Below are 12,153 nucleotides of genomic sequence, written 5' to 3' on the forward strand. Positions count from 1 at the left end.
AGCAGGCGCCGGGCCTTGTCGAGGTTGGCGTTGTCCGGCCAGGAGTTGAGCGGCGCGAAGCGTTGCTGGCCGGCGCCCCCGCCGCCGCGACCGTCACCGATGCGGTAGGTGCCGGCGCTGTGCCAGGCCATGCGGATGAACAGCGGACCGTAGTGCCCGAAATCGGCCGGCCACCAGTCCTGTGAATCGGTCATCAGCGCCGCGAGGTCCTTCTTCAGCGCTGCCAGATCGAGCGACTTGAAGGCCTCGGCATAGTCGAACGCCTGGCCCATCGGGTTCGACAGCGCCGAGTGCTGATGCAGGACGGACAGGTCAAGCTGGTTGGGCCACCAGTGGCGATTGGTCGTCCCGGTCGATCCATGTACCACCGGGCACTTGCCGGCGCCGTCTTCGGCCATTGCATCCATCGATTGTCTCCATCGGTTTCGGCCCTCCGAGGGCCTAAAGGTCCAGGCAGCAAGCCACAAACGGCGGAGACGGGAGCCCGGCGGAACCGCTCCCGCTGGAACCCCGACGGTCTGCCGTGGTTGTGTTGTGCGGCACTATGGCCAAGTCGGTTGGATAAGGCCAATTGATTGCGCTACTCGCCATGATAACCTGGCCTGATGACGACCACTCTTCGCCAGCTTTCCTATGTCGTGGCGCTCGGCGAGACCGGGCATTTCGGCCGGGCCGCCGAGCAGTGCCGTGTCACGCAGCCTGCCCTCAGCCAGCAGATCCGGCAGCTGGAGGAGAGCTGCGGCTCCCCCCTGTTCGACCGGCTGGGAAAATCGGTCCGACCGACCCCGCTGGGTCGCGAGCTCATCGAGCGGGCCCGGCCGATTCTCGAAATGAGCGCCGAACTCGACGCCTTCCTTGCCGGCCGGCACGGGCGCCCGGGCCGAGCGCTGCGGTTCGGCCTGATCCCCACCGTCGCGCCCTACCTGCTGCCGCGGATATTCCCTAACCTGCACAAGGACCTGGGTGATGTGAGCTTCACGGTGAGCGAAAGCCGTACCGACCAGCTGCTGGCCGCACTCGGCGACGGCAGCCTCGACCTGGCGCTGATCGCCAGCGACCCGCACCCGGGCGGCCCGCGGCTCGTCTCCACCCCCCTGTTCGCCGATGAGTTCGTGCTGGCGACGCCCCCGGAGGATGCGGCCGGCGACCCCATGCCGCTCGCCGACATCGACGGCGACCGCGTGCTGCTGCTCGACGAGGGACACTGCTTCCGCGACCAGGCGATCGCGGCCTGCGCGCTCGACCCAGCCACGCGGCGTCGGACCTTTGCGGCGACTTCGCTGTCGACCCTGGTCGAGTTCGTCGCCAACGGCCAGGGCATCACGCTCTTGCCGCAGATCGCGGTGCGCAAGGAGAGTTCCGGCAATCGCATCCGCATCCACCGGCTGCAGGCGCCCGGGGCGCGCCGCGTGCTCAGGCTGGTCTGGCGTGAAGGAACGCCGTTCGGCGGCATCTACGAGGCGGTCGCCGAGTGTATCCGCCGCTGCGGCGCGGAAGCCGCCATGGCCGCGCCGGCTTAGGTGGCCCGGCGGCGACGGATCATCGAGTCGGCGGTGTAGATCACCAGCGACAGCCAGATCAGCCCGAAGCTGGCGAGCCGCGTGGCGTTGAGGTGTTCGCCGAACACCCCGATCGCCAGCAGAAACGCGATCGAGGGCGCGATGTACTGCAGCATGCCCATCGTGGTCAGCCGCAATCGCTGTACGGCAAAGGCAAACAGCAAAAGCGGGACAGCCGTTGCCGGCCCGGTGAGCAGCAGCAGCAGCAGCGTCGCCGGGTCGCCATGCGGGCCGATCGTGCCGTCGCGCACCACGGTGAACACGATGTACCCCAGGGCCACCGGCGCCAGCAGCAGGGTCTCGATGAGCAGGCCTGCCGCCGAACTGGCCTTGATCGTCTTGCGCAGGTAGCCGTAGAGGGCAAAGGTCACCGCAAGGCCGAGCGCGATGAAGGGGATGCCCCCGATTCCGGCCGCCTGGATGGCAAGAGCGACAAGCGCCACCGCGACCGAAACCACCTGCCAGCGGCTCAGCCGCTCGCCGAGCAGCAGCATGCCCAGCGCCACGTTGACCATCGGATTGATGAAGTAGCCGAAGCTGGCTTCCAGCACCTGGTCGGTCTGTACGGCGTAGACGTAGATCAGCCAGTTCGCTGCGAGGAACAGCGCGGCGGTCGCCATCGAGCGGACCGCCCGCCAGTCGCGCAGCACGGCCCGGACTTCCGCCGTACGCCCGCCGACGACCAACAGGGCGCCGACCAGCAGCAGCGACCATATCGTGCGATCCGCCACCAGGATCGGCGGCTCGACGCCGCGCTGCAGCACCAGTTCGAACAGGATGGGGAGAAACCCCCAGAGCAGGTAGGCGGTGACGCCGGCAGCGAGGCCGCTGTCCTGCTGCTTGAGATCGGTTGTGCTGGAAACGGATGCCACGACGAGCCTTCCCGGCCGGAGGCCGATGACGCGGCGCTTCTAGCAGCCGATGCCCCGTCCGGCCAATCAGAGTTTGTGATTGCTTTCAGTGCCGGGCTTGATGCCGGTCAAACCGACACCACGTTGAATGCGTTGGTCTGCACCATGAACCTCAGCAAGGAGAAGCGGTCATGAAAGGCAAGGTCACCTGGGTCCTCGTCGCCGACGGCGGGCAGGCGAAGGTCTTCGAGCACCTCGGCCCCGGAAAGGGGCTGCGCGCCGTCGCCGGTCTCAGTTTCGAGGACGAGCATCTGCAGGCACGCGAGATCGTCAGCGATCGACCGGGCCGCAGCTTCTCCTCGGTGGGCCACGGCCGCAGTGCGATGCAGCCCTCGTCCGATCCGGTGGCACTGCGCGAGCGTCGCTTCGTCGAGCATCTCGCCGACGTCCTGGCCGAGAGGCTGGCGGCGGGAGCGTTCAGCCGGCTGATCGTCGCGGCCGCGCCGACGGCGCTCGGCGACCTCAGGCCCGCCCTCGGCAAGCCGCTGCGCGACGTGATCATGCTCGAGCTGCCCAAGGACCTGACCAAGCTCTCGACGCCTGATCTCGAGGCCAGTCTCGCCGCCCACCTGGCCATCTGAAAAGCACAGGCCCGCGGGTGATCGCGGGCCTTGCCTCAGCCTGTCCGCGGCGATCAGTTGGTGAACTGCACCGTCGACAGCATCTGGCCGGCCCGATAGGCGGCCGACCGCCCGTCCGACGCGATGCTCCAGTACACGAACTGCGTCGATCCAAAGCCCGGCTGCACATAGTAGAAGTTCTGGAACAGCAGCTCCTGGCCCGGCTCGCCGACCTGGTACTCGATGACGTTCCACGGCCGGCCGCCGATATTCTCGATGCGCTCCTTGAGCACCTGGACCTGATCAACCGAAATGTTGGAACCGACCGCCGCATTGTTGAGAATGGCGGAGCGATAGTCGGAGACGGCCACCGTCTCCTTCTCGGTGATGATGGTGAAGCCGATCGTCTCGTCGCCCGAGAAGTACAGGAATTCCTGCGCCCCCTGCGGAGCCTGCAGCACCCAGTCGCTGTCGTCGATACAGGCACTGAGCTTGATCTTCTGGCTGTTGATGGTGTCGCAGGCGAACGCCGGCGCGGCACTGATGACGAGCGCCGCAGCGCCCAGAAGCAAAGACTTGATCATTCCGGAGCGTCCCTCGGTGGATTTCCCCCTCTCCAGCTTGCTGTGACGACGACCGGCTGGCAAGCGGGATTCTGTTCGGGAACGGCACTTTGCCGCGCCCGCTCAGCGCTCCCCGTCGACCTCTTCCTCGTCGTCACCCTGCCCGGTCACCGCTTCGAGGAACTCGAGCAGCAGCGGGTCGAACAGGTCGGGTCGCTCGAGGCTGGGGAGGTGCGCCGTATCCTCGAGCACCACGGCAAAGGCGTTCTCGAGTTCCTCCGAGAGATCTTCGTGAATGGCGATGATGTCCGAGCAGTCGAGCTCGCCGACGACGAGCAAGGTCGGCGCCTGGATGCTGCCGACACTGTCGAACGCCGACTCGGGCCGCTCCTCCTGCGTCAGGCGCGGGTGGTTGAGGTGGATCTCGTTCATGGCGAGGAACAGCTCGCGCACCGGCCCGGTGACGCGCCCGGCCTCGCCATAGGGCCCATCGAGCCACTGATGGGCCTGGATGCGGTTGACGGTTCCGGTGTTGCCGCGCTCGAGGGCGTAGTCCGCGGCCTCCTCGAGTGCCATCACCTCGTCGTCGATCTCATAGCCCTCGGCGCCGGTGACGGCGGTACCGACCAGCACCAGCCCGATCGTGCGCTCGGGGTGCTCGAGCGCGAAGTCGATGGCGAGCCCGCCGCCCATCGAGCAGCCGACGAGGACGGCCGCGTGGATGCTCAGCCGGTCGAGCACCGCCTCGAGGTCGACCAGGTGGTTGAACGGCACGTCGGCGGTCTCGGTCTCGCCGAAGCCGCGCCGATCATAGCTGACGACGTGATACCCCTCTTCGGCAAGGGCGCGCATCTGCCCCGCCCACATGCGCCGGTCGGCCACTCCGGCATGCAGGAACACCACCGGGATGCCGAAGCCATCGGCCTCGCCGCGCAGGCTGGCGCCATCGAACTCGATCTCAAACGGTGCGGACATGGCGGTTCTCCTCGGCGATGACGGCGGCGTGTAGCACCGGCCGGACGCTGCGGCCAGTGCCTGACCGCAGGCTGAGCGCCGCGTTCAGGCGCCGTTCACGGGACCGCGACTAGACGGCCCGCCCATTCCAGATACCCCACAACGAGTATTGCCAAAATGGACAAGCGTTTCCCCATTGAAGACCAGATCGAGATGCTGGCCACGGCCCTGCGCGGTCGCGTCGTCACCCCCGCCGCGACCGACTACGACGCGCTGCGCGCCGTGGCGACCGACAATTTCGACCGCCGGCCCGCCGCGCTGATCCGCGTCGCCAATGCCGCCGACGTCGCCGCGGTGGTCAACTTCGCCCGCGCCACCGACCTGCCCCTCGCCATCCGCAGCGGCGGTCATTCGACCGCCGGCTACAGCAGCATCGACCATGGCCTCGTCATCGACCTGCGCGCGCTCGACGGCATCGAGATCGACGTCCTGGCCCGCACCGCATGGGTGGGCAGCGGACTGACCGCCGGGGCCGTCACCCGCGCCGTCGAGCAGCACGGACTGATCGTCGGCTTCGGCGATGCCGGCACGGTGGGCGTCGGCGGGCTGACGCTCGGCGGCGGCGTCGGGTACCTCGTGCGCAAGCACGGGCTGACCATCGACTCGCTGCTTGCGGCCGAGGTGGTCACCGCCGATGGCGACATCGTCATCGCCGATGCCGGGAGCCATCCCGACCTGTTCTGGGCGATCCGCGGCGGCGGCGGCAATTTCGGCGTCGTCACCCGGCTGCAGTTCCGCCTGCACCCGCTGCAATTCTTCTATGGCGGCCCGCTGGTGCTGCCCGCCACCGCCGAGGTGATCGCCGCCTATGTGGCGGCGGCCGAGGCGGCCCCGGAGACGCTCTCCACCATCGGCAACGTCATGCCGCTGCCGCCGGTGCCGTTCGTCCCGGCCGAGATGCACGGCCGGCTGGCCCTCGTCGCCATGCTCGCCTATTCGGGCGAGCGCGACGGCGCCGAGGCCGCGCTCGCGCCGTTCCGCGCCCTCGCCGCCCCGATCGCCGACCTGGTCGGCGAGGCACCCTACTCGTCCATGTACGCGATGGACCCGCCGCCCGAGGTCCGCGCCTCGGTCGCCATCCGCTCGCGCTACGTGACCCGTTTCGGCACCGCCGAGGCGGCGGCCCTCTTGGCCGCGCTCGAGGCCTCGGATGCGCCGATGAAGCTGGGCCAGCTCCGCCCCCTGGGCGGCGCCTATGGACGGGTGCCGGCCGACGCCACCGCCTTCGGTCATCGTGACGGGCGGCTGCTCGTCGCCTTCATGGCGATGTACGCCGACCGGTCGCACGCCGCCGGCCATGAGCGCTGGGCCATCGACGCGATGGCGGGCCTCAGGCCCGGCGCGCAGAGCCCGGCCTACGTCAACTTCCTCGCCCAGGAAGGCGCCCTCGGCCTCGCCGCCGCCTACCCCGCCGCCACCTGGCAGCGCCTGCGCGAGATCAAGCGGCGCTACGACCCGGAGAACCTGTTCCGGCTCAACCAGAACATCCCGCCCGCGGCCTGACGCCCGCGCCTCGGGACGACGCGACGGCCGGCGGGATGCGAGCCCCGCCGGCCGTTCGCATCCGCGAGGGCCGCTCAGCGGACCGCGACGATGAACAGGCGGGGGAAGCGCAGCAGCACCCGGCCGTCCGACAGGCGCGGATAGGCCTCGGCGATGCGCTCGAGATAGCGCCCGAGGAACAGCTCGCGCTCGTCCGCCGACAGCGGATCGACGAACGGCCGGAGGCCCGTGCTCTTCACCCACTCGACGATCGCCTCGGGGCCGGCGAGCGCGTGATTGTAGATGCTGTGCCAGATCTCGACGCGTCGCGCCGCCGGCCGCAGCGCGTCGTAATAGGTCGCGACCGGCGGCAGCGGCAGGCGGGCGGCATCGCCCAGCCGCTCGGCCCAGGGGCCGGACGCCGCCACCTCGCGCATCAGCACGTGGCTGGGCTCGGCCATGTTGTCGGGCATCTGCACGGCGAGCACGCCGCCCTCCGGCAAGGCCGCGACGACACGCGGCAGGACCGCGAGGTGCTCCGGCACCCACTGGTAGATGGCGTTGGCGAAGACGAGATCGGTCCCCGCCTCCGGCACCCACGCGCCGGCATCGGCTGTGCCGAACCGCGCCCCGGGCACGCGCTGCGTCGCCTCGGCCAGCATGCCGGGCGAATTGTCGAGCCCGATCACCTCGGCCGCGGCGAACCGCTCGACGAGCAGCTCGGTGGAGTTGCCGGGGCCACAGCCCATGTCGACGACGCGACGCGGGGCGGTGAGCGGCACCTGCGCGAGCAGGTCGCGGGCCGGACGCGTGCGCTCGTCCTCGAACTTGAGGTAGGCGGCGGGGGACCAGTCGGACATGGGCGCCTCGGGTGCGGATGCGGGAACACCCTGCCTTAAGCGCCCCGGCTTCGCGGGGGAATGGGGGATAGATTCTTTCGTGGCGTCCGGCACCTCGGCAGCATGGGCGATGGGCCTAGTATCGCATGACTCCGGATGGCGGGAATTACTCGCAACCATCTGAAATATATGACTTTTACCGAAGAGCGCCGGCGGAAGCGCCGTGCCGCCCGACCGGCTGCCGCAGAAAATCCACGTCTGCAACACAGCATCGCCGCGATGCTGAACGGCCCTGTCCCCGCGTCGCGCCGGGCCGGGGGACCGCCCGGCGCCTCCTGCCGCTAGGCGAGCCATGCGGAATTTGCTATGCGCGCGGCCGACAGCGTCCCCAACCCTACGAGCCGACTGGAGCCCCCCGTGAGTACGATCCTGAAGAGCCTGCCCAAGGGAGACAAGGTCGGCATCGCCTTTTCCGGCGGGCTCGACACCAGCGCCGCGCTGCTGTGGATGAAGCTCAAGGGCGCGAGGACCTACGCCTATACCGCCAATCTGGGCCAGCCGGACGAGGCCGACTATGACGAGATTCCGAAGAAGGCCATGGCCTTCGGTGCCGAGAAGGCGCGGCTCGTCGATTGCCGCACGCAACTGGTGCACGAGGGCATCGCCGCCATCCAGGCCGGCGCCTTCCACATCTCGACCGGCGGCGTGACCTATTTCAACACCACCCCGCTCGGCCGCGCCGTCACCGGCACCATGCTGGTCTCCGCCATGCAGGAGGACGGCGTCAACATCTGGGGCGACGGCTCGACCTTCAAGGGCAACGACATCGAGCGCTTCTACCGCTACGGCCTGCTGACTAACCCGAACCTGAGGATCTACAAGCCCTGGCTCGACCAGCAGTTCATCGACGAACTGGGCGGGCGCGCCGAGATGTCGGCCTTCATGTCGGCCAACGGCTTTGCCTACAAGATGAGCGCCGAGAAGGCCTATTCGACCGACAGCAACCTGCTCGGCGCCACCCACGAGGCCAAGGACCTCGAACAGCTCGACAGCGGCATCCGCATCGTCAACCCGATCATGGGCGTCGCCTTCTGGCGACCCGAGGTGGCCGTGCCGGCCGAAACGGTGACGGTGCGCTTCGCCCAGGGCCAGCCGGTGGCGCTCAACGGGCAGAATTTCGCCGATCCGGTGGCGCTGTTCCTCGAGGCCAACGCCATCGGCGGCCGGCACGGGCTGGGCACGAGCGACCAGATCGAGAACCGCATCATCGAGGCCAAGAGCCGCGGCATCTACGAGGCGCCGGGCATGGCGCTCTTGCACATCGCCTACGAGCGGCTGGTGACCGGCATCCACAACGAGGACACCATCGAGCAGTACCGCATCAACGGGCTGAAGCTCGGCCGCCTGCTCTACCAGGGCCGCTGGTTCGACAGCCAGGCCCTGATGCTGCGCGAGACGGCGCAGCGCTGGGTGGCCAACGCCGTGACCGGCGAGGTGACGCTGGAGCTCAGGCGCGGCAACGACTACTCGATCCTCAATACCGAGAGCCCCAACCTCACCTACGCGCCCGAGCGGCTGAGCATGGAAAAGGTCGAGGACGCGCCCTTTTCGCCGGCCGACCGCATCGGGCAGCTGACCATGCGCAACCTCGATATCGCCGACACCCGCGCGAAGCTGGAGATCTACGCCAAGACCGGGCTGGTCTCGATCGGGGAAGGTGGCGAGATGTTCAGGATCGAGGGGGGGAAGGAGTAGCGGGGGGCACTTCGGCGACGGGACTCGGTGTCCTGCGGTCTCGGAGCTGGGTGGGGGCGTTGGCGATTGGATCGCCTCCCTTCTCCCCTTGAGGGAGAAGGTGGCGCGAAGCGCCGGATGAGGGGTCTGCGACGCCGGCAAAACACCCCTCATCCGCCCTTCGGGCACCTTCTCCCTCAAGGGGAGAAGGCGATCCCGACTGCTGCCCAAGCCATGAGGGAGACCCGACTGACGGATCTCAGATCAACGCAAACCGATAGCCGCATGCCCTGCTAACGCTCCGACCAATCCGAGACGGCATCCACAAACGCCTGATCGGTCGGTTCCAGAGCGCCAGAGGCTACTGCCTCGGCCTGCAGCCTTGCCATCACCTGATCGAGCGCGACTGTGACGCCATCGCTCGTCCGCAGCCGCTCTGCCGCAGCGAGATAGTCCTCGGCATCCTCCATCCTGTCGAGAATAGCGCGGCGTGCGAACTCCTCGGGAGACACACCCGACTTCGCGGCAAGCTCGAAAAGGACTGCCAGAGCTTCAGCGTTCAACGGGACCTCGAACATCGCACGTCTCCCAACGGCTGAAGGATAGGCGCTCTTCCCAAGCATGCAAACCGAGGGCCGGGCTTGAGTTCGAGGACGCGCCGTTCTCGCCCAGCGCCGTCGATGGACCCCGGCCTGCGCCGGGGCGACACCGTAGTGGGGGCTGGAACAAGAGGGCAGCGGGGGAGTGGCCACACTGCTTCTGAGCGGGCATTGCTGCTGCCCTTGGACGCCGGATAGCGTGGCGCCATGAAGCTTGGGTTCGAAGAATCGCAGACTCCCTACGACAGTGGCTCCCAGCAGGCCCGGGTGTGGACCGAGGGCTGGGTGGCGAGGGAAATGTTCTGCATCAACTGCGGCAGCCCGAGGCTCGCGCAGCTTGCGAACAACAGTCCGGTTGCCGATTTCGTTTGTCCCGTCTGTGCGGAGCAGTTCGAGGTCAAGGCCAAGCGCGGGCAGAGCCTCGGAACCACCGTCGCCGACGGCGCCTACGACAGCAAGATCGCCCGGCTCACCTCCGCAACCAACCCGCACCTGCTCGTCCTCAACTACGACCGCGAGGCGCGCGAAGTCCGCAACGCCTGCATTGTCCCCAAGCACTTCTTTGTCCCGGAGATCATCCAGGCACGGCCACCCCTGAAGCCCACCGCACGGCGTGCCGGCTGGCGAGGCTCGAACATCCTGATCGGCAAGGTGCCCGAGGCGGGCCGCATCTTCGTTCTGCGCAACGGCATCGCCGAACCCAGGGACGCGGTCCTCGCCAAATGGAAGAGCACGCTGTTTCTCAAGCGGGCCAGCATCGAGGCGCGCGGCTGGCTCATCGAGGTGATGAAGTCCGTGGACGCAATCGGCCGCCCGGAGTTCGAGCTCAGCGATGTCTATGCCTACGAGGCGCGGCTGAGCAGCATCTATCCCGGCAACAACAATGTCCGGCCCAAGATCAGACAACAACTGCAAGTGCTGCGGGACAACGGCTATCTGGAATTTCTCGGCGGCGGGCGCTATCGTCTGCGCGCGGGAGGGCCCTGAAATGGCATGGTTCCGGAACCACTACCACTGCGGCGACTGCGGCACGGACTGGGAGGACGAGTGGTCCTGCAGTTGCGACGACGAATGCCCCAAGTGCGGCTCTGGGGACTGGTCTCCGGTGGAGAGCGAGGACTTGACATTCCTCGTTGAACCCGAGGAAGGCCGCTTCGCGATCTACGAGTCCCCGCTCAGCGCCGATGACAAGCCGCGCTATGGCCGGGTGGCGGTCGCGCCGAGCCCCGAAGCCGCGGCGGCGTACATCACGTACCGGCAGGCCGCGTATTGGGACTAACAGGACCGGAATAAATCTCCGTTTGTCCTGTGGTTCGGTAAACGGAGGTTCCCGCTTTCGCGGGAATGACTCCGGGGGATACTTGACCGCCTGTGGGGTCCTGGCCCGCCGGTGAATGGTCCGTGGGGGAGGGCGGCTCCCATCGCGCGGCCTCCCTTCTCCCCTTGCGGGAGAAGGTGGCGCGCAGCGCCGGATGAGGGGTCTACGATGCGGGCAAGAAACCCCTCATCCGCCCTTCGGGCACCTTCTTCGCCTTCAATCGCTCCGCTGGAGCGATTGATCGCTACGCGACCGGCTCGAAGTCCCGCAAGGGGAGAAGGCGGTCCCGACCGCTCTCAGCGCCGTTTTGCGATAGGCCTCCCCCTCTTGCCGGGGAGGACAAGGGCGCCCCTTACCGCGTCAGCTTCTTGTAGCTCACCTTGTGGTTGTTGACGCTGTCCGGGCCCAACCGCCGGATCTTGTCCTGCTCGTAGTCCTGGAAATTGCCCTCGAACCACTCGAAGTGCGAATCCCCCTCGTAGGCCAGCATGTGGGTGGCGAGGCGATCGAGGAACATGCGGTCGTGGGAGATGATCACCGCGCAGCCGGCGAATTCCTCGAGCGCCTCTTCGAGGGCGGCGAGGGTTTCGGTGTCGAGGTCGTTGGTCGGCTCGTCGAGGAGGAGGACGTTGGCGCCGCTCTTCAGCATCTTGGCGAGGTGCACGCGGTTGCGCTGGCCGCCGGAGAGATTGCCGACCTTTTGCTGCTGGTCGGCGCCCTTGAAGTTGAACGCCGAGGTGTAGGCGCGGCTGTTCATCTCGCGCTTGCCCAGCATCAGGATGTCGTTGCCACCGGAGATTTCCTCCCACACCGTCTTGTTGGGCGCGAGGCTGTCGCGGCTCTGGTCGACATAGCCCAGGTGCACGTTCTCGGCGACGCTGATCGTGCCCGAATCCGGCTTTTCCTGCCCGGTGAGCATGCGGAACAGCGTGGTCTTGCCCGCCCCGTTCGGCCCGATGATGCCGACGATGCCGCCCGGCGGCAGCTTGAAGCTGAGGTTGTCGATCAGCAGGCGATCGCCATAGCTCTTCGAGATGCCCTCGACGGTGATGACGTTCTGGCCCAGCCGCTCGCCCGGCGGGATGATGATCTGCGCGGTGCTCGACTGGGTGCGCGCCTCGTTGATCTTGACCAGTTCGTCATAGGCCCGGATGCGCGCCTTGGACTTGGCCATGCGCGCCTGCGGGCTCTGGCCCATCCACTCGCGCTCGCGCTCCAGCACCTTGGCGCGCGCCGCGTCCTCGCTCTGCTCCTGGGCGAAGCGCTTCGCCTTGGCGCCCAGATAGGCCGAGTAATTGCCCTCGTAGGGGATGCCGCGGCCGCGGTCGAGCTCGAGAATCCAGCCGGTGACGTTGTCGAGGAAATAACGGTCGTGGGTGATGATCAGCACCGCCCCCTCGAACTCGCGCAGGTGCCGCTCGAGCCAGGCCGTGGTCTCGGCATCGAGATGGTTGGTCGGTTCGTCGAGCAGCAGCAGGTCGGGCTTCGACAGCAGCAGCGCGCACAGCGCCACGCGGCGCTTCTCGCCGCCCGAGAGCTTGTCCACCGAGGCATCGCCCGGCGGGCAGCCGAGC

The 12,153-nt window shown here is 67.8% G+C and carries 13 protein-coding genes; 6 read left to right on the forward strand and 7 right to left on the reverse strand.

Annotated features, from left to right (window positions below; all coding sequences use genetic code 11):
• On the reverse strand, positions 1-407 hold a 407-nt coding region (locus ACE3TU_RS12450; protein ID WP_374624608.1), incomplete at its 3' end, for a peroxidase family protein.
• Positions 408-605: 198 nt separating this feature from the next.
• Between ACE3TU_RS12450 and ACE3TU_RS12455 the strand changes: the two genes are divergently transcribed.
• Complete coding sequence (locus ACE3TU_RS12455; protein WP_374624610.1) at positions 606-1,520, forward strand: hydrogen peroxide-inducible genes activator; 915 nt, start codon at positions 606-608, stop codon at positions 1,518-1,520.
• On the opposite strand, the gene rarD is transcribed toward ACE3TU_RS12455, so the two are convergent.
• Positions 1,517-2,431 (reverse strand): EamA family transporter RarD, encoded by a 915-nt coding sequence (gene rarD, locus ACE3TU_RS12460; protein ID WP_374624612.1) that lies wholly within the window; start codon positions 2,429-2,431, stop codon positions 1,517-1,519. The genes ACE3TU_RS12455 and rarD overlap by 4 nt on opposite strands.
• 170 nt (positions 2,432-2,601) lie before the next feature.
• Between rarD and ACE3TU_RS12465 the strand changes: the two genes are divergently transcribed.
• Positions 2,602-3,051 (forward strand): host attachment protein, encoded by a 450-nt coding sequence (locus ACE3TU_RS12465; protein ID WP_374624614.1) that lies wholly within the window; start codon positions 2,602-2,604, stop codon positions 3,049-3,051.
• A gap of 53 nt (positions 3,052-3,104) precedes the next feature.
• Here the strand turns inward: ACE3TU_RS12465 and ACE3TU_RS12470 are convergent, their stop codons facing one another.
• Together ACE3TU_RS12470 and ACE3TU_RS12475 are read right to left on the reverse strand one after the other, a co-directional pair.
• A complete protein-coding gene (locus ACE3TU_RS12470; protein WP_374624616.1) occupies positions 3,105-3,614 on the reverse strand; it encodes a hypothetical protein in 510 nt (169 codons plus the stop codon).
• A 102-nt stretch (positions 3,615-3,716) separates the two neighbouring features.
• Positions 3,717-4,568, reverse strand: coding sequence for an alpha/beta fold hydrolase (locus tag ACE3TU_RS12475; RefSeq protein ID WP_374624618.1), 852 nt, complete (start codon positions 4,566-4,568; stop codon positions 3,717-3,719).
• Positions 4,569-4,724: 156 nt separating this feature from the next.
• Here ACE3TU_RS12475 and ACE3TU_RS12480 point away from each other — a divergent pair, with 156 nt between their 5' ends.
• The gene (locus tag ACE3TU_RS12480) at positions 4,725-6,110 is read left to right on the forward strand and encodes an FAD-binding oxidoreductase (RefSeq protein ID WP_374624620.1); all 1,386 of its coding nucleotides are present in this window, start codon (positions 4,725-4,727) and stop codon (positions 6,108-6,110) included.
• 74 nt (positions 6,111-6,184) lie between these two features.
• On the opposite strand, the gene tam is transcribed toward ACE3TU_RS12480, so the two are convergent.
• Entirely contained in the window at positions 6,185-6,949 is a 765-nt protein-coding gene (gene tam, locus ACE3TU_RS12485; protein ID WP_374624622.1) for a trans-aconitate 2-methyltransferase, read from the reverse strand.
• Between the two features lie 396 nt (positions 6,950-7,345).
• Here tam and argG point away from each other — a divergent pair, with 396 nt between their 5' ends.
• Positions 7,346-8,683, forward strand: coding sequence for an argininosuccinate synthase (gene argG, locus ACE3TU_RS12490; protein ID WP_374624624.1), 1,338 nt, complete (start codon positions 7,346-7,348; stop codon positions 8,681-8,683).
• Positions 8,684-8,955: 272 nt separating this feature from the next.
• On the opposite strand, the gene ACE3TU_RS12495 is transcribed toward argG, so the two are convergent.
• Positions 8,956-9,240 (reverse strand): hypothetical protein, encoded by a 285-nt coding sequence (locus ACE3TU_RS12495; protein ID WP_374624626.1) that lies wholly within the window; start codon positions 9,238-9,240, stop codon positions 8,956-8,958.
• Positions 9,241-9,468: 228 nt separating this feature from the next.
• Between ACE3TU_RS12495 and ACE3TU_RS12500 the strand changes: the two genes are divergently transcribed.
• Positions 9,469-10,248 (forward strand): DpnI domain-containing protein, encoded by a 780-nt coding sequence (locus ACE3TU_RS12500; RefSeq protein WP_374624628.1) that lies wholly within the window; start codon positions 9,469-9,471, stop codon positions 10,246-10,248.
• Positions 10,249-10,381: 133 nt separating this feature from the next.
• Positions 10,382-10,540 carry a hypothetical protein gene (locus ACE3TU_RS12505; protein ID WP_374624630.1) on the forward strand — a complete coding sequence of 53 codons (159 nt, stop codon included), beginning with the start codon at positions 10,382-10,384 and terminating at the stop codon, positions 10,538-10,540.
• 391 nt (positions 10,541-10,931) lie between these two features.
• On the opposite strand, the gene ettA is transcribed toward ACE3TU_RS12505, so the two are convergent.
• Positions 10,932-12,153, reverse strand: a 1,222-nt coding sequence (ettA, locus tag ACE3TU_RS12510) for an energy-dependent translational throttle protein EttA (RefSeq protein WP_374624632.1), incomplete at its 5' end; no start/stop codon positions are given.

Source organism: Devosia sp., assembly GCF_041917035.1.
Lineage (GTDB): Bacteria > Pseudomonadota > Alphaproteobacteria > Rhizobiales > Devosiaceae > Devosia_A.